This window comes from Frankia sp. AvcI1 (assembly GCF_001420875.1).
In the GTDB taxonomy this organism is placed as follows: Bacteria; Actinomycetota; Actinomycetes; order Frankiales; family Frankiaceae; genus Frankia; species Frankia alni.
In genome coordinates, this window is the sequence record NZ_LJFZ01000017.1 from 42,062 (window position 1) to 63,700 (window position 21,639).

Here is a 21,639-nt window from a genome sequence, read left to right on the forward strand (position 1 = left end):
GGGTCCGAACATGGCGATGAATCTGGTGCACCGAAAGCTGTGCGCGTCCGGACGATGGGCCGACGCGGCGGCGAAGAATTCCTCCCGTAGGCGCTTGAGGACGTCTCCCTGGGAAAGGACGTGCTGGAACTCGGGCCCGGTTTCGGCGCGACCACCCGAGTGCTCGTGAACCTCACGCCGTCGCTGACCGCGCTGGAGATAGACGAGAAGTCGGCGCGCCTGCTCGACGGCAGCCTCGGCGAGCGGGTGCGCATCCTGCACGGTGACGCCACCCGGATTCCGGCGGAGGACTGCTCCTTCGACACGGTGGTGGCCTTCACGATGCTGCATCACGTGCCCTCACCGGCGAAACAGGATCAGCTCTTCGCCGAGACCTTCCGGGTGCTGCGGCCGGGCGGGGTCTTCGCGGGCAGCGACAGCCTGACGAGCCTCGGCTTCCGCCTCATCCACCTCGGCGACACCTCGGTCACGGTCGACCCAGGTCGGTTGCCCGACCGGCTCGCCGCAGCCGGGTTCGAGCGGACGCGCATCGCCACGACGGCGGCCAGCTTCCGTTTCCAGGGGACCCGGCCCCTGGTCGATTCCACGGGTGGCNCCGGCCGGCTGACGACCCGGGCGAACACCCCCGACGGACCGCGGTGGTGTTCACCTCACGGTCCGGTCGGCCCGGGCCTTCCCGCTGGTCTAGCCTGTGCGCATGGCCACCCTCGAGCACCGGCGCCTGCGCGCCGCCTGGGTGGCCCCGCTGCTGTTGCTCACGGGCCTCCTCACCTCCGGCGTCGGCGGTCGGCCGGCGGGCCTGCAGGCGGCTGAGCGGGCGCTGCCGGCGGTCACCGCGGTTGCCGTCCCGGTCGGTCCCGCGGAGACCACCTCCCCCCGCCAGGATGCGCGAGCCCTGGTGACGGGGCCCTGGTCGGCGGGCCATCCCAGCACCTTCGTCCTCGCCGCGGCCGCCGTCGCCCTCGCCCTTCCTCGGTTTGGCCGCTGGCGGCGCACCATGCGCCGCAGCGGCCGTCCCGACGGCCCCGCCGAGCGCCGGACCGCTCGCGGCCCGCCGCGGCCGTCCCGCCCACTCTCGAGGTAGGCCCGCGCCGGGGACCGCCCGGCGCCCGCTGAGCCCGCGGCGCGCCTGTTTGGCGCTTGCGAGGCCTGTGCAGCGACTGCCTGGTGTTCGCGACGCCTGTGCAGCGACCGACCGGCGTCTGCGAGACCTCGGTCTTGTTGCCACCGGTCGTCCTGGGATCGGCCCGGGGCCGCGGCCGAGTGCCGGGTTGGCCGGGGACAGGTGTTCCGCGCGCTGACGCCGCGGGGACGCGCGCCCCAAATCGGCCACCCGCCGTGTCGCGTTTCGCGAGCCGGCAGGGCGGCTGCCCACCTGCCCACCTGCGGACCTGCGCCGGCGGCGCGGAAGGCCGCTAGTGGTGCGTGCCCGCTGGCACGCGTTCTCGCTGCACCCGCTGGTCCGCACTCGTTGGCCGCCTTCGGCGTTTTCGGACATCCGTCCGGTGGATGCGGCTCCCGGTGGCGCTGCGGTGGCGGCAGAGGACCGGCCTCGGAGTTCGGGCTTTTCGGAGACTGCTCGCCGGAAGACGCTCATCGACCGAAGGGGTAACCGGTGGAATCCGAGTTCGAATGGGATCGAATACTTCTCGCCGTCGCATTGTTGACCGTGATGTTCCTCCTGCCCGCCCTGGTGATCTGGCATGACCAGGTCCGGGACCGGCGCCGTTTCGGGGCGTCGGCGCTGTGCCGACCCGTCCGTTACGGACCTGACGGTGCGGCCTACCGGGAGGGGGTGGCGCCCGCAGTCAACCTCGCCGGCCGGAGGGAGCGGAACGGCCGGGAGGAGCGGAACGGCCGGGACGGGCGCAACGATTCGGGCGCATTTCTGACGATGGCGGGAACACCCGGTCGGTGAGGCCGGTGCGCGGCGGGCCGGGCGGTTCGGCGGCGGGGACGGTGTCGGTCCTGCTGCGCGTGGCCGTGGGCGCGACCTTCGTCGCCGCTCTGCTCGCCGTGGAATGTGGCGACCGCTGGGGGACACTCGCTCCGATTCGCTGCCCGCGGTGCTGATCGGGCCGATGCTGCCCGGGCGAGCCGCGGCCCGGCTGGCCGGGTTCACGGCCGTGGCCACGGCGCTGGTCGGCTGGGTCGGTGCTGGGAGCGTCGATGTCGGGAGTGCGGGGGAGGACGGCTGGTGGCGGTGCGGGCAGCCGATGATGCTCGCGATGGTCAGCGCGGGGGCGGCGGCTGTGCGTGGGTGGGCCGCCAGGCGGCACGCGGCCAGGTGAGCGNCGCTCGGCTACGGTCGACCATGGTGTGCCGGGAAGTCTGGTCGGCGATGATCGGCCCGACCCGGGACGCTGGGAGACCGTGCTGAACCCGCAGACGCGACGTGTCCGCCTGTTCGCCCGCGGTTCCTGGGCGGAGANCCGGCGGATCGCGGGGATCCTGCGCGACGAGACGATCAGCGGGGCGCTGCTGCTCGCCGCCACCGTCCTTGNCCTCGGCTGGGCGAACTCACCCTGGTCGGGCACCTACGATTCGCTGTTGGCCACCGACTTCGGCCCGGCGGCGCTGCACCTGGACCTCTCGGTCCAGCAGTGGGCGGCCGACGGGCTGCTGGCGATCTTCTTCTTCGTCGCCGGTCTCGAACTCAAGCGTGAGTTCGTCGCCGGAGACCTGCGCGACCCGAGCCGCGCGGTGGTGCCGGTGGCCGCCGCCGCGGGCGGAGTCGCCGTCCCGGCCGTGCTGTACTCGCTGCTGAACCTGCACAGCGGGGCGTTGCGGGGATGGGCGATCCCGACCGCCACCGACATCGCCTTCGCCCTGTCGGTGCTCGCTGTCGTCGGCCGGTGCCTGCCCACGGCGCTGCGCACCTTCCTGTTGACCCTCGCCGTGGTCGACGACCTGCTGGCCATCGTGATCATTGCCGTCGCCTACACGGGTGAGCTGTCCGTGGTGCCGCTGGTCGCCGCCGTCGTCCCGTTGGCGGCGTTCACGCTGCTGGTGCAGCGGCGGGTGCGGGCGTGGTGGCTGCTGCTGCCGCTCGCGGTCCTCACCTGGGCGCTCGTACACGCCTCCGGGGTGCATGCCACGGTCGCCGGGGTGCTGCTCGCCTTCGCCGTGCCGGTGCTGCGCAGCGAGGGGGCCGGGGGACCGCAGGCGGGACCGGGGCTCGCGGAGCATTTCGAGCACCGGTGGCGGCCNCTGTCGGCGGCCGTGGCCGTGCCGGTGTTCGCCTTCTGCTCGGCGGGGGTGACGGTCGGCGGGCTCGGCGGACTCGGCGACGCGCTGTCCGACCGGGCCGCCCTCGGCGTCGTCGTCGGCCTGGTCGTCGGCAAGGCGATCGGGATCTTCGCGACGACCTGGTTCGTCGCCCGCTTCACCGGGGCGAGCCTCGAGCGCGGCCTGGCCTGGGTCGACGTCGCCGGGCTCGCGCTGCTCGGCGGGGTCGGGTTCACGGTGTCGCTGCTCATCGGGGAGCTGGCGTTCGGGCCCGGCAGCGCCCGCGACGATCACGTCAAGGTGGGGGTGCTGACCGCTTCGGTCACCGCCGCCCTGCTGGCGACGGTGGTGCTGCGGCTGCGCAACCGCGCCTACGCGCGGATCCACGAACTCGAGACCGCCGCCGACGACCACGAGGACGGCCCGGACGCCTGACGCGCGGGGCAGTCCTAGCGCGTCGGCGGGCGCTGCTCGCCGACGGCGCCGGCTGGCGGGCGGATGAAGCCCTGCTGGGCGGTCGTCGCGACCAGGGTGCCGTCCCGCCGGAAGATCTTTCCGGTCGAGTACCCGCGGCCGGCGGAGGCGGTCGGGGAGTGCTGGTCGTGCAGCAGCCACTCGTCGGCGCGGAACGGGCGGTGGAACCAGATCGCGTGGTCGAGGCTGGCGAACGACACCCCGGGGCTCGCCGACGCGATGCCGTGCGGTCGCAGCGAGGTGGCCAGCAGATACAGATCGGATGCGTAGGTGATCGCCTGCAGGTGGACGCGGGGATCGTCTCCCAGCGCGGTCCTGACCCGGAACCAGACCTGCTGGCTGGGGGGATACGCCCGCGGCGCGAGCGGAGACACGACACTGACCGGCCGGAAGTCCAGCACCGCGAAGTGCGGGGGCAGCGGGCCGCCGAAACCCCAGGCGGCGAGATGGCTGGGCAGGTCGGCGACCGACTCGGGATCGGGCACGTCGGGCGGGGCCGGATCGGCGTGGTCGAGCCCGTCCCGGGGGATCGTGAACGACGCCATCACCTCGAACAGCCGGCGGTCCTGCTGGCGGGCGACCACCCGGCGCACCGCCGACGAGCGACCGTCGCGCAGGCGTTCGACGTGGTAGCTCACCGGGATCTCCGGGTCGCCGGACTGCAGGAAGTAGCCGTGCAGCGAGTGCGCCGGGAACTCGGCGGTCTGCTGGGCCGCCGCGAGTGCCTGGCCGGCGAGCTGCCCGCCGAAGATGCCGGCGCGGGCGCGCGCCCCCCGGGCACCGACGAACACGTCCGGCTCGGACTCCCGGACCCCGAGAACATCCTGCAGCGGCAGGGCGACATCGGCGGCCGCGGCGGCGGACGGGGCGCCGAGGGCCGGCTCCCCGACGGGACCGGGGCCGGTGGGAACGACAGTCATGATCAGCTCATCCTCGCCTCGTCGTCCTCGCCGGCGCGCGTCACCGAACAGCGGTCAGTCCCCGGCACGCCCGAGGGGCCGGCCGTCCGTGGCAGGCCCGCAAGCTGACGGGACGCGGCCGCGCGCCCCGTCCGCGTCCCGCGCCCGCCGGTCGCAGCCGACCGGCGGGCGCGCGATGCGGAACCGATCAGGTGAAGGCCTCGGACAGCTCGGTCCGAAGCACCCGGCGCAGCAGCTTGCCGCTCTCGTTGAACGGCAGCTCCTCGCGGAACTGGATGTGGTCTGGCGTCCGGCTGGAGCGCAGCCGGGTGCGGACGTGCGCCTTGAGGTCCTCCTCCGTCACCCCACCGGAGGTGACGACGGCGGCGACGACCTGCTCGCCCCACTCCTTGTTCGGGATCCCGACGACCGCGGCCTCGAGCACGCCCGGGTGCTCCAGCAGCACCGCCTCGATCTCGCCCGGCGACAGGTTCTCGCCGCCGCGCACGATCACGTCGTCGAGCCGGCCGTGGACGAACAGGTAACCGGCCTCGTCGAGGTGGCCCTCGTCGCGGGTCGGGAACCAGCCGTCGGAGTCCAGCGTCGTGNCCCGGCCGAGGTACTCGCCGGACACCTGGCCGCCGCGCACGTAGATCTCTCCGCGCTCGCCGACGGGCACCTCGATGCCGACCGCGTCGCGGATCGACACCTCGAGCGTCGGCAGCGGCTTGCCGACGGAGGCGAGCCGGGCGCGGACCGCCGGGTCGTCGCTGGCGAACGCCGCCTGGTGGTCGTCGGGACCCAGCACCGCGATGGTGCTGGAGGTCTCGGTCAGGCCGTAGGCGTTGACGAACCCGACGTTCGGCAGCAGGCCGACCGCGCGCTCGATGACCGGCAGGGGCATCGGGCCGCCGCCGTAGGACAGCGAGCGCAACGACGGCAGACCCAGGCCGTCGGCCTCCACGATGTCCAGGATGCGGCCGAGCATCGTCGGGACGACCATCGCGTGGGTGATCGACTCCTCCCGGACGATGGTGACCCAGGCGGTCGGGTCGAACGCCTCGAGCTGGACCACCCGGCGCCCGGAATNGGTCGACGACAGCACCGCCGAGATGCCCGCGATGTGGTATGGCGGCACGCTGACGATCGCGGCCTCGTCCTCGGCCGAGCCGGCGTACTCGACGGTGGAGATGATGTACTCGGTCAGGTTGCTGTGCCGCAGCACGGCGGCCTTCGGCTCGCCCGTGGTGCCGCTGGTGAACAGCAGGACGGCGATGTCGTCGGCGTCGCCGCCCCAGNCGTCCTTCTCCTTGCCCTCGGGGTCCTCCGCGAGCGCCAGGGCCTCGGCCCGGCTGAGGAACTCGACGCCGTCGACTGGCCCGACCCGCTCGACGACACCCTCACCCACGATGATCGTCGCCGGGGCGGTGCGGGCGACGATGGCGCGCAGCTGCGGATCCGCCAGGCGGTAGTTGATCGGCACGAACGGCTTGCCGGCGATCGCCGAGCCGAACAGGGTCAGGGGAACCGCGGGGGAGTTCAGGTCGATCAGCCCGACCCGCTCGCCCGGCCGCGCCTCGAGCGCGGCACCCAGGCGCCGGGCCCGGCTGGCCAGCTCGGCGAACGTCAGACCGGAGGCCAACGGGCCGAGCGCGACCCGGTCGGCCATGCCGTCCGCGGCCATTTCGAGAAGCATCCCGAGGTGCATCGTGGCTACCCGTCAGTCAGAGGAGGGCAGGGGCTTGGCGTCCTTCTGGGCGAGGATGACCTCCCCGATGGACAGGGAACCGGTGCCGCCCTTGGTGCACAGCAGCTCGAGGCCGGTGTCGGTGTCGGCGAACCGCTTGCCCAGCGGCGTNCCGGCGGAGAAGGCGGGGTCCAGGGTGAGCCCGGTGGGGGCCTCGGTGCCGATCGCCACGACCGGATGGCCGCCACACCGCAGATCGATCGGTCCCTTCGCGGGTTTCACCACGATGATCTCCGTCTGGTCGACGGCGGACCGGTAGCGGGTACCGGGCTTGGTGACAAGGCTCACGTTCTCGACCTCCTCGCTCGCGCGTGTTCCTCTCGCGGAGCGGAGGGAGCCACGCCTTTCCTGATTTCTACTGCCCGGGGGGATGAGGCGCCACCGCCCCGGGCGGAAGCGACATCGCCGCCCATACGTGGATCGAGGTGAACGCCGACGGGCCCCGGCGGGATCTCGCCCGCGGGCCGGTCGGCCGACGGCCGCCGGGCGAGCACGCCCATGCCGGCCACCGCAGCCGCCGCCGGGGCGGCTGCCCGCACGCGGCGACGTCTCACCCAAGCATACGAGGCTACCTCGATTTCTAACAACGATGTCACGTGACGCCGGGTGTGGGCAGGCCCCGTTTGCAGGTGTATGTCCGCGGCGTGATCCCGGTCGTGCCGGAACCCGGCCGTACATCTCATGTGCGAAGTTAGACGTTTCATCGCTCATTGAACCTCAGATTCGGACTGGGGGCAGCCGATGCGCCGGCGCCCGGCCGGAACGGCCATCACCTGCTGCCCGGTCCGGTTCTGCCCGCCGTGGCGAGGCCGTCGGGCCGCCGCGGCGCGCGGCCGCCCCCGCCGGACGCCGGCCCGGCGCCGCCGGTGATCCGCCGGATCCGTCGGGTGGGAGGTCCTCGCAGCGTGCCGCGGCGGTCGTCGCGGCGGGCGAGCAGGTGACGCCGGGCTGCTCGCGGCGCCCCGTGACCGAGGCAGGTCTGACAGCATCGTCACCACCTTGCCGGGGTGGTGGTCGCTGGCCGTCACCGCTGGGAGTCGGCCGCCGGGCGAGGTCGTCACCGTTCGCGCGACGGGGGCGCGGGGCGGTGGGCGAGGTCCGGCGCGTCCCCGCGTCCGGCCAGCCGGGGCAGCCGCGCCGTGCTCGGGCCGATCACCGGGCCGAGAAAGAGGTCGCAGCGCAGCGCCCGGAGTGCGTCCAGCTGCGAGGCCGTCCCGACGTCGCCGGCCATCGCCCGGATGCCGAGCGCGTGCGCGAAGTGCATGAGGGCGCCCGAGGCGGCGTGGCGCACCGGGCTGGAGTCGACGCCGTCGACGAACGTCCCGTTGAGCCGGATGTAGCCGAAGGGCACCCGGTTCATGGCGGAGGCCATCGTCCGGGCCGACCCGTAGTCGTCGACGCAGAGGTCGACTCCCAGCCGGCGCAGCTCGCCGAAGGCCGCCGACAGCGCCGTCTCGTCATCGGCGACCTCCCGTTCGGTGATCTGGAGGCACAGCCGGTAGCGGCGGTCGGCACCGGTGGCGGCCAGCAGCACGTCCAGCTCGGGAACGAACCGCGCCTCGACGAGGCAGCGGCTGGAGACGGCCACGGTCAGCAGCGGCGGCGGCGTGCCGTCAGGGCGTCCGTCCGCCCACGCGGCGGCGGCGGCGCGGCAGGCCCGGCCCACGGCCCAGCGGTCGATCGGCACCCGCAGGCCGACCTGCGCGGGATCGGGCAGGAACTGTGCGGGCGGCACCAGCCCCCGGCGTGGATGTCGCCAGTGCGGCAGCGCCTCCGCGCCGGCCATCAGCCGGTCGAGGTCCTGGATCGGCTGGTAGCGCATGACCAGCTCGTCGGCGGTCACGGCCCGGCGCAGCTCGTCGTTCTCAGTGATCTGGGCCATCAGCCGGGTGCGCATCACCTCGTCGAACGCCAGCCGCCGCCCCGGCCCGCGGCGCTTCGCGGCGTACATCGCGATGTCGGCGGCGTTGAGCAGATCCTCGCCGTCGGCGGTCTCCGGCTCGGACAGGGCGATGCCGACGCTGGCTGACAGCAGGACCGTGCGTTCGCGCAGCACGCAGGGGGTGTCCAGGGTGGCGAGCACCCGGTCGGCGATCGCCTCGATGGCCGCGGGGGAGTCGACGTCCTCGCAGAGCACGGCGAACTCGTCGCCGGAGAGCCGCCCGACGACGTCGGCGGGCCGCACGGCGTGCTCGAGCCGGTCCGCCGTCAGTCGCAGCAGGTGGTCGCCGGCCTGGTGGCCCAGGGTGTCGTTGATCGTCTTGAAGCCGTCGAGGTCGATGAACAGCACGCCGATGCGGGTCCCGTCCCCGCGCGCCCGCCGCAGTGCCCGGTCCAGCCGGTCGAGCAGCGCCGTCCGGTTGGGTAGCCCGGTGAGCCCGTCGTGCAGGGACCGACGGCGGATCTCGTCCTCCATCCGCAGGCGCACCGCCGCCGCTCCCAGCACGGCGCCGACCGAGCGGACGAACTGCACGTCCTGCTCGCTGAACGCCGGTGCGGGTGGGCGGCGGCTCACCTCGATCACCGCCGACGGACGATCACCCCGGCCGGCCGCGACGACGAGCTCGTGACCGCCCATGACGGTCCCGGCAGAAATCTGTGACGGGCACGATGCCTCGTCGGCCCCGCCGCCGGCTTGGGCCGGGTCGTCGACGGAGACGCCGTCGGGGGAGACGCCGTCCGGGGAGACGTCGGCGAGGGTGCGGGTGCGCCGGCCGGCGTCGTCGAGTTCGTGAATCCTGACGGTGCCGGCCGCGAGGTGTTCGGCGAGGGTCCGGGCGGCGCGGGTCCACATGGAGGCGGCGTCGCGGCTCTCCAGCGCCTGTTGGCCCAGGTCGGCCACCATGGCCTGTTCGACCGAGCGGGTCCGCAGGGTGGCCAGCGCCTGCTGGTGTTCGGTGACGTCCGTCGCCACGCAGGTCAGGTAGCTCACCTCGCCCTCGGGCCCCTCGATCGGCATGAGGTGCAGGTCGAAGCAGCGGCCGAACGCCTCGATGACGTGGTGCAGNGGACGCCCGGCGAGCGCGGCCTGCAGCAGGCCGAGGGCGTCGGGCAGGTCCTCGAAGAGCGTGAACACCGAGACGTCGGGGTGCTCGGCGAGACGCGACAGCGTCGCGTCCATGAGGCCCTCGCTGGCGAGCACGAATCCCGACCGGTCCACGAGGAACATCGACACCGGCGTGTTGTCCAGGATCAGGCGCAGCCGGTCGTTCGCGGTGATCTCGTCGGAGACGTCCTGAAGCTGGCTGAGGATCTGCCGTCCCGCCGGTCCGGGCACCGTCGCCGAGGTGACGAGGACGTGCACGGTGCTGTGGTCNGGGCGCCACAGGCGGACCAGCCGCCGGGACGGCGGGTCGTGCCGTCCGGGCCGGTGGATCTCCTCGTGCCACAGCGCCCGCTCCTCGGGCACCGTGACGTCCTGCCAGTACGTGCCGACCAGCTCGTCCTCGGAACGGCCGAGCAGGTCGCAGGCCGCCGCGTTGGCCCGGCGCAGGCGTCCGGTGCGAAGATCCGTCACGGTCACCGCAAGGTTCAGGAGCTCGAAGAGGTCCGCACGCTCCTGTACCAAGACTCCTCACCCACCCCGTGCGGCCCGACCCACCCCTGCGGCCCGGCCTTGTCCATACCCGGGCGGCCGCGCCCCCATGCGGTGCCGCCACCAGCGAATGGTGACGCAACGTGGTCGTCTGCTCCGCAGTGACGGGAGGTGGTCGTGGCCTCAGCGGGCGTCGACCGGCGCCCGTACCCCGGCCAGGCAGTAGGCGGCGACCTCCTCCGCCCGCGACGACCGCTCGTGGCGACCCCAGAGCACGTCCTGCACGGCACCGGACAGCGTGATGGCGACCAGCCGAGNCTTGTCCCGCGGACGCTCCACGCCCAGCTCGGCCAGCGGGTCGGCCGCCAGTCCGGCGATCATGTCCAGTGCGGCCCGCGCGGCGCTGCCGGCGACGTCCCGGGACCGCTCCGACTGCGCCAGCACGGCCCGCGTCGCCGCGCCGATGACGGGGTCCGTCGCCTGGCGGAGAAAGCCCGCGATCATCGCCCGGAGCCGGCGTTCCGGCGAGGTCTCCCGGTCCATCAGATGCCGCAGGTAGGACTCGGCTCGCCGCATCCCGTCGTCCACGATCGCGGCGACCAGGTCGTCCTTGCTGGCGAAGTAGCGGTAGAACGCCCTGTTGGACAGTCCCGCGGCCGCGACGATGTCCGCGACCCGCACCGCCTCCGAGGTGCCCCGATCGATCAGCAGGGTGAGCCCCGCGTCGAGTAGCCGCCGCACCTGCGCCTGCGTGACGTCCCCGGGCGGGCCGGGCTGGCCGGGCTGGCCGGGCTGGCCGGGCTGGCCGGTTCGGTCAACCTGGTCGGACGCCGCGGCGACGGCCGCCTCAGCCATCGATCTCGCCCGCCGACCCCGGCCGCCGGTCCTGGTCTTCGCCGGCGGTGTCGTCCCCGGTGTCGTCGCCGGCCGTCATCTCCAGGACGACCTTTCCGATCGCCTGCCGTTCGGCGACGTGGGTCAGGGCGGCGCCGGTGTCGGCCAGCGGGAAGCGGGCGCCGATAAGCGGGGCGACCCGGCCGGTGTCGAGCAGCTCGGCGAGCTCGGCCCGGTCCCGCGCCGCGAGCTCCGGCTCGAACCGGGGNAAGGTGCGCAGCTCGAAGCCGCGCACGATCATGCCCTTCAACAGCAGCAGATTGAGGGGGATGCGCGGGATCTCCCCGCTGGCATAGCCGACCGTGATGAACCGCCCGCCCCAGCCCAGGGTGCGCAGCGCCGCCTCGGCGAAGCGTCCGCCGACGGGGTCGACGACCACGTCCGCGCCGCCGGCCGCCGCCCGGATCGCGTCGCGCAACGGCGTGCGCTCGTAGTCGATCAGGTGCTCGGCGCCGCGCTCCTTGCAGGCCGCGAGCTTCTCCGGGCTGGACGCCGCGGCGATCACCCGTGCGCCGAGCAGCGCGCCCAGCTCCACCGTGGCGAGCCCGACGCCGCCGGCGGCCCCCAGCACGACCAGCCGCTCGCCGGGCGCGATGGCTGCGATCGAGCGCAGCGCGTGGTAGGCGGTGAGGTGGCAGACCCAGCTCGCCGCGGCGGTGGCGAGATCCACCCCGGCCGGCACCGGGATGAGCGACTCCGCCGGGGCGGCGACGTACTCGGCGAACGCGCCGCTCATCGCCGCGCCGGCCACCCGGTCACCGACCCGGACGCCCGTCACCTGTGGCCCGACGCCGACGACGACGCCCGCGAACTCGCTGCCGGGGGTGAACGGCGGCGGCACCGGCACCTGGTAGCGGCCGGCGGCGATGAGCACGTCGGGCAGGTTCACCGCCGCCGCGTGTACCCTGATCAACGCCTCGCCAGGCCCCGGTTCGGGCCTGGGTACCAGCTCGGTCGTGATCTCGTCCGGTGTGCCCAGCCGATGACACACCGCGGCTCGCATCCTCGCGATTTCCACGCGAGCAGTATGCCAGCTCACATTCCGAGAATCACGTTCCGCGAAGGTCGTCCGCTTTGTGGTCCGGTCCCACGGCCTCGGGTCGGCGTGATTGAGTGGGCGGGTGGACGACGAGCGGATCTACGCCCAGGTCAGCGCCCTCGTGGCCGAGGAGCACGAGCTGCGGGGCCGCCGCGCCCGCGGCGAGATCGACGCCGAGACCGAGCACGAGCGCCTCGAGCGCCTCGAGCAGGCGCTGGACCAGTGCTGGGATCTGCTGCGCCGCCGCCGCGCCCGGCGCGACGCCGGCCAGGATCCGCAGGGCGCCGAGCCGGGCAGCGTCTCCCAGGTCGAGCACTACCTTCAGTAGGGACAGAGGGACGGCGGTCTTCGTCGGCGGCCGGCGTCAGCGGGACGGCCGGCGTCAGCGGGGTGGCTGGCAGGACGGCGGCCGCGAACAGAGGAGCGGGATGGATCTGCAGCTTGCGGNCCGGGTCGTGCTGGTGACCGGCGGCTCGGACGGCCTCGGCGCCGCCCTGGTGCGGACGCTGGCCGCCGAGGGGGCCAGGGTGGCCTTCTGCGGTCGGGACGAGGCGCGGCTGCGGTCGGTCGCCGAGGCGGCGGGCGATGCTGGCCGTGCGGGCGGTGCGGGCGGGGAGGTCCTGCCGGTGGTCGCCGACGTCCGCGAACCGGCCGACCTCGAACGGTTCGTCGCCGCCGCCACCGAGCGGTGGGACGCCGTCGACGCCCTGGTCAACAACGCCGGGGCCAGCTCCGCGGGGCCGTTCGAACGCCAGACCGACGAGGTCTGGCAGGGCGACCTCGACCTGAAGCTGCACGCGGCGGTCCGGGCGTCCCGGCTCGTGCTGCCGCACCTGCGCCGGGCGGGCGGCGGCAGCATCGTGAACTCGCTGTCGATCACCGCCCGGACGCCGGGGGCGGGCTCCATGCCGACGTCGGTCACCCGGGCCGCCGGGCTCGCGCTCACCAAGGCCCTGTCCAAGGAGTTCGGCCCGGACAACGTGCGGGTCAACGCGATCCTCATCGGCATGGTCGAGAGCGGTCAGTGGGACCGGGCTGCGGCCGCGCAGGGCATCGGGATCGACGAGCTCTACGCGCGGATGGGCCGCGACTCCAACATCCCGCTGGGCCGGGTGGGCCGGGCGCAGGAGTTCGCCGACCTCGTCGCCTTCCTGCTCTCCGCGCGGNCCGCCTACATCACCGGCACGGCCGTCAACCTCGACGGTGGCCTGAGCCCGGTCGCCTGACGGTCCATCCGAAAGGTGAACCTCCGTGGCCCGTTTTCTGTTCGCCACCACTCCCGGCGTAGGCCATACCGCCCCGGCCTACCCGGTCGCCCGGGCTCTGGTGGGACGCGGCCACAGCGTCCGGTGGTACGGCGGTGCGGCATTCGCCGACGCCATCACGGCCACCGGCGCCGCCTTTCATCCCATCAGCGAACACCACAACGACTTCAGCGTCCTCGACCTGAACGAGCGGTTCCCCGGCCACCAGAGGCGCACCGGACTGCGCAGGCTGCAGTTCGAGATGGTTCATGGGTTCGCCCTTCCCCTGCCCGGACACGTCCGGGATCTGCGCGCGCTGCTGGAGCGGGAACCCGCGGACGTCATCGTCGGCGACACCGCCTTCCTCGCCGCCGCGCTGATCCAGGAACTCGGCGGCCCGGNGTTCGCCGGGTTCGGCATCACCGTGCTCGGCTTTCCGAGCCGGGAGTTGGCGCCCTTCGGCCTCGGGCTCGCCCCGTCCGCCGGCCCGCTCGGACGGCTGCGCAACCGCGCGCTCGACCAGCTGATGCGCCGGGTCGTGTACCGGCCGATGACCGCCGCGGTCAACGACGTCCGCCGGCAGCTCGGCCTGGCGCCCACCGCCCAGATGGTGTTCGAGTATCCGCTGGTCTGCCAGACCTACCTGCAGTTCAGCCCGCCCGGCTTCGAGTATCCCGTCTCGGATCTGCCGCCCCAGGTGCGCTTTGTCGGGCCGCCGCGCCCGCTGGCCGACCCGGCCTGGCAGCCGCCGGCCTGGTGGCCCGAACTGACGGCGGCCCGCCGGGTCGTGCTGGTCAACCAGGGCACCGTCGCGACCGACGCGGATCAGCTGATCCGCCCCGCACTGGAGGCGCTCGCCGGCGCGGACGTCCTGGTGGTCGCCGTGACCGGCGGCGCCGACCCGGCCGGGCTCGGGACGCTGCCGGGCAACGCCCGGGTCGAACGCTTCATCCCCTTCGAGGAGCTTCTGCCGCACGTCGACGTCTTCCTCACCAACGGCGGCTACGGCGGGACGCAGCTCGCGCTCTCGCACGGCGTGCCGATCGTCGGCGCCGGTCGCACCGAGGACAAGAACGAGGTCAACACCCGGGTGGCGTGGTCCGGTGTCGGCATCGACCTGCGTACCCAGACGCCGACCGCGCAGCAGATCCGCACGGCCGTCCGTCAGGTGCTCGCCGACCCCCGCTATGCGACGGGGGCGCGCCGCCTGCAGGCCGAGATCGCGCGCGCCGGCCGTGAGGAGAAGGCCGCCGACCTGCTGGAGCAGCTCGCGGACGCGGCCACGTCGACCAGCGACACCCGGCTCGGCACCCTCCTGCCGCCCCAACCCACTCGCGGACGATTCCCTCGCGGCCCCAACCGGACCGAGCGCCTTCCCACCCGACCCTGACCGGCCGGGTCATCACGTCACACGTTGCAGGACTGCCATCACCTCGGGGGCCTCGAAGATCCGCCCGTACTGCCGGCCGGTTCGCTCCCGAAGGATGGCGAGTTCCGCCAGCTTGCCGATCGCGTTGCTCGCGGCCTGGTAGGTGCGTCCAGTTTAGGGCCGGAAACTTGAAATCTTGGTGGGCGGATTCAAGTCTGCTTGGACTGTGGCGGGCTGGCGGGCGGGCCCTCGGGTGGTCCGTCGGTGGCGGTGGCGGCGGTGGCGGTGGGGGTGGGGGTGAGGGGGAGGCGGACCTGGAAGCGGGTGTCGCCGGGGGTGGAGGTGACCCGCAGGTCGCCGTGGTGCTTCTTCACCACGATGCGCCAGGAGATGTCCAGACCGAGGCCGGTGCCCTCGCCGACGGCCTTCGTCGTGAAGAACGGCTCGAAGATCCGGTCCCGGATGGCGGGGTCGATGCCGGGACCGGAGTCGCCGATCTCGACGACGCCGAAGTCGTGGTCCGCGAAGGTCCGCACCGTCAGCGTGCCGCGGTGGTCCATCGCCGCGACGGCGTTGTCGATCAGGTTCGTCCAGACCTGGTTGAGCTCGGCGGCGTAGGCGGGGATCGCGGGCAGGGAGCGGTCGTAGTCCCGGCGGATCTCGACGTCGTCGCCGATCTTGCGGCCCAGCATGATCAGGGTGCTGTCGAGCAGCTCGTGGATGTCGACGGTCTGGTACGGCGCCCGGTCCATCTGGGAGTACTGCTTGGCGGCGGTGACCAGGGTCGAGATCCGGGTGGTGGAGTCCTCGATCTCCCGCATGAGCATTTCGCTCTCGACGGTGTAGGTCAGCCAGCGCACGGCGCCGTCGAGCACACCCGCCGGCACCGAGCCGGCCACGTGGTCGAGCCAGGCGACGTCCAGGCCGGCCTGCACGAAGATCGGCGCGACGTCCCAGGCGTCGCCGATGTCGCGTTCGTCCAGCCAGTCGCCGATGAGATCCTCGCGGTCCGAGACCTCGATCGGGGTGAGCGCCGGTGCCTTCGCCACCCGCTCCACCGCCTCCTCCTGCAGGCGGATGAGCACCTCCAGCTCGGTGCGTTCGTACGGGCCTGCGGCGATCATGCCGAGCTTGTGCCGCATGCCGGCGACCCGCTCGCGCAGCGCCGAGGTGGCCCGCACGGCCGCGGCCGCCGGGTTGTTCAGCTCGTGGGTCAGCCCCGCGGACAGCGAACCCAGCGCGAGCAGCCGCTCCCGCTGGCCGACGACCTGCTGGGTGTTCTGCATGCCGAAGAACAGGCCCTCGAGCATGTGCAGGGCCATCGGGAACCACTCGCGCATCACGGTGGCCACGTCGTCGGCGTCGAGGACGAAGAACCGGCTGGGCTCGGTGACCCGCATCGAGTTCTTGTAGACCTGGGGCACCCGGTCGCCGAGGTAGGCATGCCAGGCCCCGGCGTACACCCCCCGCTGGGAGGAGCGCACGACCTCGACGTCGTCCGCACCCACTCGGGTGGACATCACCAGCGCACCCTCGATGAGCACGTAGAAGCAGCTCGNCGGCGCGCCCTCGGTGTAGACCGGGCCCGGCTCGAGCAGCTCGGCGTGCCCGCGTTCGCACAGCCAGGTCAGCTGGTCGTCGGTGAGCTTCTCGAACAGGAACAGGGTGCGCAGCTCGTCGACGTCGCAGGGAACCGGTGTCATGATCGCCCTCTCGGTGTCGCCGTCAACGCTGTGGCGAGGTCGTTCAGCGCTTTTCCAGGTAGCGGTGGACGAGCGCGATGGCCATGGCGCCCTCACCGACCGCCGAGGCCACCCGCTTGACCGACTCGGCGCGGGCGTCGCCGGCGACGAAGACCCCCGGCACCGACGTCTCCAGGTGGTAGGGGTCGCGGTCGAGTGACCAGCCCGGCGGGCGGCGGCCGTCGACGACGAGGTCCGGCCCGGCCAGGACGAACCCGCGCTCGTCGCGGGTCAGCACGCCGTCGAGCCAGCCCGTGCGCGGCGCGGNGCCGATGAAGATGAACAGCCACTGGGTGTCGACCGTCTCGGTCTCGCCGCTGGCGTTGTCGCGCAGCGTGAGCCGCTCGAGGTGACCGTCGCCCTCCGCCGAGACGACCTCGGTGCAGGTCCGCACGGTGATCGCCTCGACCCCGGCGATCTGCTGGATCAGGTAGTGCGACATCGACGCCTCCAGCGACGACCCGCGCACCACCATGGTGACCCGCCGGGCGTGCCGGGCGAAGTGCATCGCCGCCTGGCCGGCGGAGTTCGCCCCCCCGACGATGTAGACGTCCTGCCCGGCGCAGGAGGGCGCCTCGGTGAGCGCCGAGCCGTAGAACACCCCGCGGCCGGTGAACTCGTCCAGGCCGGGGGCGGCGAGCTGCCGGTAGGACACGCCGGTGGCGAGGACGACGGCGTGGGCGGAGATCTGCCGGCCGTCGTCGAAGTGGACCGTGCGCGCCGGGCCGCTGACCTCCAGCGTGACGGCGTCGCGCGCGGTGAGGACCTCCGCGCCGAACTTGACCGCCTGCCGCCGAGCCCGGTCGGTGAGCTGGGCGCCGGACACGCCGTCCGGGAAGCCCAGGTAGTTCTCGATTCGCGAGCTCTGGCCGGCCTGCCCGCCGGTGGCCGTGCGCTCGACCAGGACGGTGCGCAGCCCCTCCGAGGCCGCGTACACCGCCGAGCCCAGGCCCGCCGGGCCGCCGCCGATCACCACCACGTCGTAGAACTCCGCGGCGGGGGAGGTGGTCAGCCCGACCCGGCCGGCGAGCTCGGCGTCGGTGGGATCGGTCAGCGTCACCCCGTCGGGGGTGATCACGACCGGCAGGGTGTCCGGGGACGCCTCGGCCGCGGCCAGCAGCCGCGCGCCCTCCGGCTCCTCGGACAGGTACCAGCGATACGGCACCTGGTTGCGGGCGAGGAAGTCGCGTACCTCGTAGGAACGCGCCGACCAGCGGTGCCCGACCACGCGCGTTTCGGTGACCGGGGTGTGGTCGGCGGCGAGCCAGGCGTCGAGCAGACCGTCGACGACCGGGTAGAGCTTCTCCNGCGGCGGGTCCCACGGCTTGAGCAGGTAGTGGTCGAGATCGACGATGTTGATGGCGTCGATCGCCGCGGTGGTGTCGGCGTACGCCGTGAGCAGCACGCGGCGCGCCGTCGGGTACAGGTCCATCGCCTGCTCGAGGAACTCGATGCCGTTCATCGCCGGCATCCGGAAGTCCGCGAGCAGCACGGCGACCCGGTCGCCGCGCAGCTTCATCTCCCGCAGCGCGTCGAGCGCCTGCGACCCGGACTCGGCACGCACGATCCGATAGCGCTCCCCGTACTGGCGCCGCAGGTCGCGGGCGACCGCGCGGGAGACGCTCGGGTCGTCGTCGACGGTGAGGATCGCCGGCCGGGCCGGCGGCCTCGAACCGGGCGCCGCCGCGGCGCCGGGCGTGGGCGGAGCCGATGCGGACGTCATGGGTGCCCCCCGGGGAGATCGGTGGCTGGCGCGGTGCCGGTGGGTCGGTTGCGAAGCGATCGAGCCCGGCTCACGGGCCGTCAGACGACGGGCAGACGGGACCTGACCGCGTTTCTGGTGGAGGTCGATCGGGCGATCGAGTCGCCGACGGCCGGCCGGTCGCGGACACAGGGTGACCCCTCGGCGAGGAGGCGGATCCGGTGTCGTCCGGGCACCACCNCATTCCACCAGTCTAGGGTTTCGCCTGCCGGTGCGTTAGCTCGTGCGGATACTCGCCGCTTACCGCCCGATCCCCCACGATTTCGGACCGTGCGGATCACAGGTTGCCCTACGATCTCTGGATCGAAAAGCCGTAGGCCAGCAGTCCCTGCTCGCGGGCGTGCTCGAGATGGTCGNCCGTCCGCGTCCGGCTGTCGGGCAGATGTCCATGGCTGATCGGCGCATCCGTCCGGCCTGGTTCGTACCGTGGTCTGATGATCCGGACAGCGACGGTGGGTAGATGGCCGCATGCCGTGATGGGCGTCGCGATCGTGGCGGCGGTCCTGTCGGTGGCCGTGGCGGTGTTGCCCGACCGCCCCGGCGTCGCCGTCGGTCCGGTCGGCGGTGTGCCGCCACTGCGGCTGGCCGCGGGCCTCGCCGGCCAGGCCGCTGGCGGCGCGTGCCCGGCGTCCACCGGCCGCGTTCCGCTGCCCGGCGGGGTGCACGTTCTCGTTCACGACGGGGTTCGGCGCTCCTACCGGTTGGCGGTGCCCGCGGATTACGACGGGCGGTTCGCCTATCCGGTCGTGTTCGACTTCCACGGATTCAAGGCGGACGCGGCGCTGGAGGAACAGCGGTCGCGGCTGGGCGTCGTCGGCGCCGGGCGCGGCTTCGTCGTGGTGACCCCGGACGCGCTCGGCACGCCGCGCCGATGGAACACCCTGGGCGAACCGGGCAAGGCCGACGACGTCGGCTTCGTCGGCGCCCTGCTGACCGACCTGTCGTCCCGGTTCTGCGTCGATGGCCGGCGGGTGTACGCCACCGGGCATTCCAACGGCGCCGAGTTCGCCGCCGCGCTGGTCTGCCGGTCCGCCCGGTTCGCCGCGGTGGCCATGGTCTCGTCGACCTTCGAGGCCCGCTGCCCCGCCGGTCGTGCGCCGGCGACGATGGCCGTGCACGGCACCGCCGACCCGTCGGTGCCCTACGGCGGCGGCGTGGTGGTGGGCTCCTCGACCCGCGTGCCCGCGGCTTCGGAGGTGGTCCGCGGCTACGCCGACCGCTACGACTGCAACCCGGCCCCCCTGACCACACAGCCCGCCCCCGGGATCGTCACCCGCCGCTACGTCGACTGCGTGGGCGGTAGCGAGGTGCTGTTCGACACCGTCGTCGGCGGCACCCACCTGTGGCCGGCAAGCCCCGAGGCCCGGCGCGACCCGCGCGACTCACCCGCGGGGCAGACCTTCGACGCCACCGGCGCCATCCTCGACTTCTTCACCGCCCACCGCGCCGCCCCACCCACCTGACGGCGGCCCCGGCCCGTCCACCCGAACCGGCGCCCCGGCTGGTCCGGACGCCATCAGCGGCCGCTGGTCGCGCCGGCGTCCGGCGGCTCGATCTGCGGTGGCCGGCGGAAGGAAAGGCGTTCCTCGGCCACGCGCACTGTGAGGTTCGCCCACACCGCGGTGAGCAGGTCGCCGGTCGGAACCAGGCCGAGGCGAACCAGGAACATCCCCGCGACGACCACGACCGTCACCACGGCGGCCCCGTGCATCGCGAGCACCGCCGGATGGCGTGCCCGGGTCCCGCGCGTCCGGGTGCAGGCCAGCCCGATCGTCATGGACATCGTGACGATGAGCAGCAGTTCGGGCATCATGGCGAGGTCCTTCCGTGTCCGCGGCCGAGGTGGGATCGGCGGTCCGACGCGTCGAGCGCCGGGCGATTCTTTTCTCAGGCGAAAACCGCTCGCGAGAAAGAAAGAACGAGGCTCGCCCGGCCGACCTCCAGGTCATCACAGATTATTTTTCGAGCTGGCTGCGAAAATTTTTCGCTGTGAGAATCCTGTGAAAATCCCGGATTTTCGCGGAGGGCGGCGGTGGTGGTGGGACCCGGCAGCAAGGGCTCGGTGCGGCGGGCCAGACGCGGCGCGCCCCCGAAGACGAGCAGCGATCCGCAGGTGAGCCCCGCTGTGCGGGCCCTGGTGGAGCGGCTGGATGAGCTGATCAGCTCGGCGCACGGTTCGCGTACGAACCTCTTCTCGCACGTTCGGGAGGTCCATCCGGAGCTCTCACTGGCCACGCTGGACGACAAGAAGCTGTCCCGGCAGTTCCGGGGGCGTCCGCCCTATGCCCGGGGCCCGGAGTGGCCCTACGTGCGGGACGTCGCGCATGCCTGCCTCCCCGCGGACGAGGTGGCGGAGGAGGTGGCCCACCTGGCCGGGTTGTGGCGGGCCGCCCGCGGGGGTAGTCCGCCACCGAGGTATCGCGGTCACATCCGGGATGTCCGGGTGCCCACCCCGCTCGAGGAGATCGACGACCTGACCGATGTCCGCCAGCAGAACGCCCGGTATCGGATGACCCTCGAACAGCTCGGCCACGAGCTTCGAGACGCGGTCCGGGGTGAGCAGGAGGCGCTCCGCCGCTGCGACCAGCTCACCGAGGACCGGGACGCCGCCCTCACGGAGCTCGCCCGGCTGCGGGCACGTGCCACGGATCAGAGCCACGAAGTGGTCGAGCTGCAGATGCATCTGTTCCGCGAGCAGGAACGGACCCGGGAACTGGAGGACCAGGCCCGCCGGCTGGACGCCGCCGTCGAACGCCTGCTCGACGCCTACGTGCCGACCGAGACAGCCCGAGCCACGATCCGCGCGGCGATCGCCTCCTCCGCGCGGCCGGCACCCACGCAGCCCGCGCCCTCCGCCTGCCCCCCGCCCTCCGCCAGCCCGGTGTCCGCCGCCAGCCCGGTGTCCGCCGCCAGCCCGGTGTCCGCCGCCAGCCCGGTGTCCGCCGCGCCCGACCGACCCGGGGAGCGACGGGGCGCCGGGGCCGGGGCCGACGCCAGCGGCGATGAACCACGGCCGGCCGGACTGGNCCCGGCACCCCCGGCCCGGGACGAGTCGCTCGTCGAGCGCGGTGCGACGACCACGGAAGCGGTGGCCCGGCAACGGCCGCCGTCGCGCTCACTGCTGTTCCTGGCTGTGATCCTCGTTGTCCTGGTGCCGGTGGCCGCCGGCCTCTGGCAGATCGGTCTGCTGCGTGCCGACCACCGGGCGGCCGCCCCCGCCATCGCGCTGGAGCGGGCCGCNGAGATCGGCTCTACCCCGGTTGCGGCGGCGCCGATCACCGATCCCGGGACATACGGAACAGACGGGCGCAACGGTAGCTCGACACGCTTCGACGTTTTGCCGCCGGCGCCGGCCGGCGGCGCGGTGACGCTCGTCCCGAGCGGCCCNGTGNGATCCGCCTCGTACTCCGCCGACGGGCGGATGGTGGCGACCGTCGGCACACGTGGAGGACTTGCCGTGTGGGACGTGGNGGAGGGAGGGCGACCCACCCGACTGGGTCAGGTCGACAACGGCCGTGCCCTGGACGTCGCGTTCATCCGCAGCGGGTCCCTGATCACCATCAGCTCGGACTCCGCCATCCGCCTCTGGGACGTCCGCGATCCCCACCGGCCACGGGCCGTCAGCCGCCAGGTCACACCGAGCCCGCCGCACTCACTGGCGATCTCCCCGGACGGGGAGGTCGCCGCGATCGGCGCCGCCAACGAC

At 73.3% G+C, this 21,639-nt stretch carries 14 protein-coding genes and 15 pseudogenes; 12 read left to right on the plus strand and 17 right to left on the minus strand.

The window, feature by feature from the left end; translation table 11 throughout:
- Positions 1–120: 120 nt before the first annotated feature.
- From UK94_RS32780 to UK94_RS56635, 6 genes and pseudogenes are all read left to right on the plus strand, one after another.
- A partial coding sequence (locus UK94_RS32780) for a class I SAM-dependent methyltransferase (protein WP_235488481.1) occupies positions 121–594 on the plus strand: 474 nt, incomplete at its 3' end.
- Positions 595–697: 103 nt separating this feature from the next.
- Complete coding sequence (locus tag UK94_RS56625; protein WP_041939024.1) at positions 698–1,084, plus strand: hypothetical protein; 387 nt, start codon at positions 698–700, stop codon at positions 1,082–1,084.
- A gap of 531 nt (positions 1,085–1,615) precedes the next feature.
- The gene (locus tag UK94_RS17990) at positions 1,616–1,918 is read left to right on the plus strand and encodes a hypothetical protein (protein ID WP_055750773.1); all 303 of its coding nucleotides are present in this window, start codon (positions 1,616–1,618) and stop codon (positions 1,916–1,918) included.
- Between the two features lie 148 nt (positions 1,919–2,066).
- Positions 2,067–2,291: a hypothetical protein gene (locus UK94_RS17995; RefSeq protein WP_041939025.1), complete on the plus strand. Its 225-nt coding sequence runs from the start codon at positions 2,067–2,069 to the stop codon at positions 2,289–2,291.
- 213 nt (positions 2,292–2,504) lie between these two features.
- Positions 2,505–3,209, plus strand: a pseudogene (locus UK94_RS56630) (Na+/H+ antiporter NhaA); the annotation flags it as partial.
- 1 nt (position 3,210) lies between these two features.
- Positions 3,211–3,663 (plus strand): Na+/H+ antiporter NhaA, encoded by a 453-nt coding sequence (locus UK94_RS56635; RefSeq protein WP_313949540.1) that lies wholly within the window; start codon positions 3,211–3,213, stop codon positions 3,661–3,663.
- Positions 3,664–3,677: 14 nt separating this feature from the next.
- On the opposite strand, the gene UK94_RS18005 is transcribed toward UK94_RS56635, so the two are convergent.
- The 11 genes and pseudogenes from UK94_RS18005 to UK94_RS18030 form a co-directional block, all read right to left on the minus strand.
- Positions 3,678–4,622: a thioesterase family protein gene (locus UK94_RS18005; protein WP_011603122.1), complete on the minus strand. Its 945-nt coding sequence runs from the start codon at positions 4,620–4,622 to the stop codon at positions 3,678–3,680.
- 187 nt (positions 4,623–4,809) lie between these two features.
- Positions 4,810–5,209: fatty acid--CoA ligase family protein (locus UK94_RS56640; protein WP_235488483.1), on the minus strand; the 400-nt coding region annotated here is incomplete at its 5' end.
- Between the two features lies 1 nt (position 5,210).
- Positions 5,211–5,690, minus strand: a pseudogene (locus UK94_RS56645) (AMP-binding protein); the annotation flags it as partial.
- Position 5,691: 1 nt separating this feature from the next.
- Positions 5,692–5,899, minus strand: a pseudogene (locus UK94_RS56650) (AMP-binding protein); the annotation flags it as partial.
- Position 5,900: 1 nt separating this feature from the next.
- Positions 5,901–6,309, minus strand: a pseudogene (locus UK94_RS56655) (AMP-binding protein); the annotation flags it as partial.
- A gap of 1,096 nt (positions 6,310–7,405) precedes the next feature.
- Positions 7,406–9,355, minus strand: a 1,950-nt coding sequence (locus tag UK94_RS18020) for a diguanylate cyclase (RefSeq protein WP_235488485.1), incomplete at its 5' end; no start/stop codon positions are given.
- Position 9,356: 1 nt separating this feature from the next.
- Positions 9,357–9,664 (minus strand): annotated as a pseudogene (locus tag UK94_RS56660) (diguanylate cyclase); the annotation flags it as partial.
- 1 nt (position 9,665) lies between these two features.
- Positions 9,666–9,916 (minus strand): annotated as a pseudogene (locus tag UK94_RS56665) (PAS domain-containing protein); the annotation flags it as partial.
- Between the two features lie 285 nt (positions 9,917–10,201).
- Positions 10,202–10,738: pseudogene (locus UK94_RS18025) on the minus strand (helix-turn-helix domain-containing protein); the annotation flags it as partial.
- A partial coding sequence (locus tag UK94_RS56670; RefSeq protein ID WP_235488487.1) for a zinc-binding dehydrogenase occupies positions 10,731–10,985 on the minus strand: 255 nt, incomplete at its 5' end. The pseudogene UK94_RS18025 and the gene UK94_RS56670, both read right to left, overlap by 8 nt.
- Before the next feature lies 1 nt (position 10,986).
- A pseudogene (locus UK94_RS18030) lies at positions 10,987–11,780 on the minus strand (NADPH:quinone oxidoreductase family protein); the annotation flags it as partial.
- Between the two features lie 118 nt (positions 11,781–11,898).
- Here UK94_RS18030 and UK94_RS18035 point away from each other — a divergent pair.
- From UK94_RS18035 to UK94_RS18045, 5 genes and pseudogenes are all read left to right on the plus strand, one after another.
- A complete protein-coding gene (locus tag UK94_RS18035) occupies positions 11,899–12,144 on the plus strand; it encodes a DUF2630 family protein (RefSeq protein WP_041939026.1) in 246 nt (81 codons plus the stop codon).
- Between the two features lie 133 nt (positions 12,145–12,277).
- Positions 12,278–12,982 (plus strand): SDR family oxidoreductase (locus UK94_RS18040; protein ID WP_268761437.1); only part of this gene is annotated, 705 nt, incomplete at its 3' end.
- Between the two features lies 1 nt (position 12,983).
- Positions 12,984–13,042: pseudogene (locus tag UK94_RS74240) on the plus strand (hypothetical protein); the annotation flags it as partial.
- Between the two features lie 25 nt (positions 13,043–13,067).
- Positions 13,068–13,461, plus strand: a pseudogene (locus tag UK94_RS56675) (glycosyl transferase); the annotation flags it as partial.
- A gap of 1 nt (position 13,462) precedes the next feature.
- A pseudogene (locus UK94_RS18045) lies at positions 13,463–14,450 on the plus strand (glycosyl transferase); the annotation flags it as partial.
- 188 nt (positions 14,451–14,638) lie between these two features.
- Here the strand turns inward: UK94_RS18045 and UK94_RS18050 are convergent.
- From UK94_RS18050 to UK94_RS56695, 5 genes and pseudogenes are all read right to left on the minus strand, one after another.
- Positions 14,639–15,987 (minus strand): ATP-binding protein (locus UK94_RS18050; protein WP_235488489.1); only part of this gene is annotated, 1,349 nt, incomplete at its 5' end.
- 1 nt (position 15,988) lies between these two features.
- A pseudogene (locus UK94_RS56680) lies at positions 15,989–16,132 on the minus strand (histidine kinase); the annotation flags it as partial.
- 43 nt (positions 16,133–16,175) lie between these two features.
- Positions 16,176–16,438: pseudogene (locus tag UK94_RS56685) on the minus strand (fused response regulator/thioredoxin-disulfide reductase); the annotation flags it as partial.
- A gap of 1 nt (position 16,439) precedes the next feature.
- A pseudogene (locus UK94_RS56690) lies at positions 16,440–17,478 on the minus strand (FAD-dependent oxidoreductase); the annotation flags it as partial.
- 1 nt (position 17,479) lies between these two features.
- A pseudogene (locus tag UK94_RS56695) lies at positions 17,480–17,894 on the minus strand (response regulator); the annotation flags it as partial.
- 473 nt (positions 17,895–18,367) lie between these two features.
- Here UK94_RS56695 and UK94_RS18060 point away from each other — a divergent pair.
- A complete protein-coding gene (locus UK94_RS18060) occupies positions 18,368–19,396 on the plus strand; it encodes a PHB depolymerase family esterase (protein ID WP_235488491.1) in 1,029 nt (342 codons plus the stop codon).
- A 53-nt stretch (positions 19,397–19,449) separates the two neighbouring features.
- Here the strand turns inward: UK94_RS18060 and UK94_RS18065 are convergent, their stop codons facing one another.
- The gene (locus UK94_RS18065) at positions 19,450–19,743 is read right to left on the minus strand and encodes a hypothetical protein (protein ID WP_235488493.1); all 294 of its coding nucleotides are present in this window, start codon (positions 19,741–19,743) and stop codon (positions 19,450–19,452) included.
- Between the last annotated feature and the right edge of the window lie 1,896 nt (positions 19,744–21,639).

Coding starts and splice junctions, on each gene's coding strand:
- UK94_RS56625 (WP_041939024.1), top strand. CDS start 698: ATGGCCACCCTCGAGCACCGGCGCCTGCGCGCCGCCTGGGTGGCCCCG.
- UK94_RS18005 (WP_011603122.1), bottom strand. CDS start 4,622: ATGACTGTCGTTCCCACCGGCCCCGGTCCCGTCGGGGAGCCGGCCCTC.
- UK94_RS18060 (WP_235488491.1), top strand. CDS start 18,368: ATGATCCGGACAGCGACGGTGGGTAGATGGCCGCATGCCGTGATGGGC.
- UK94_RS18065 (WP_235488493.1), bottom strand. CDS start 19,743: ATGCCCGAACTGCTGCTCATCGTCACGATGTCCATGACGATCGGGCTG.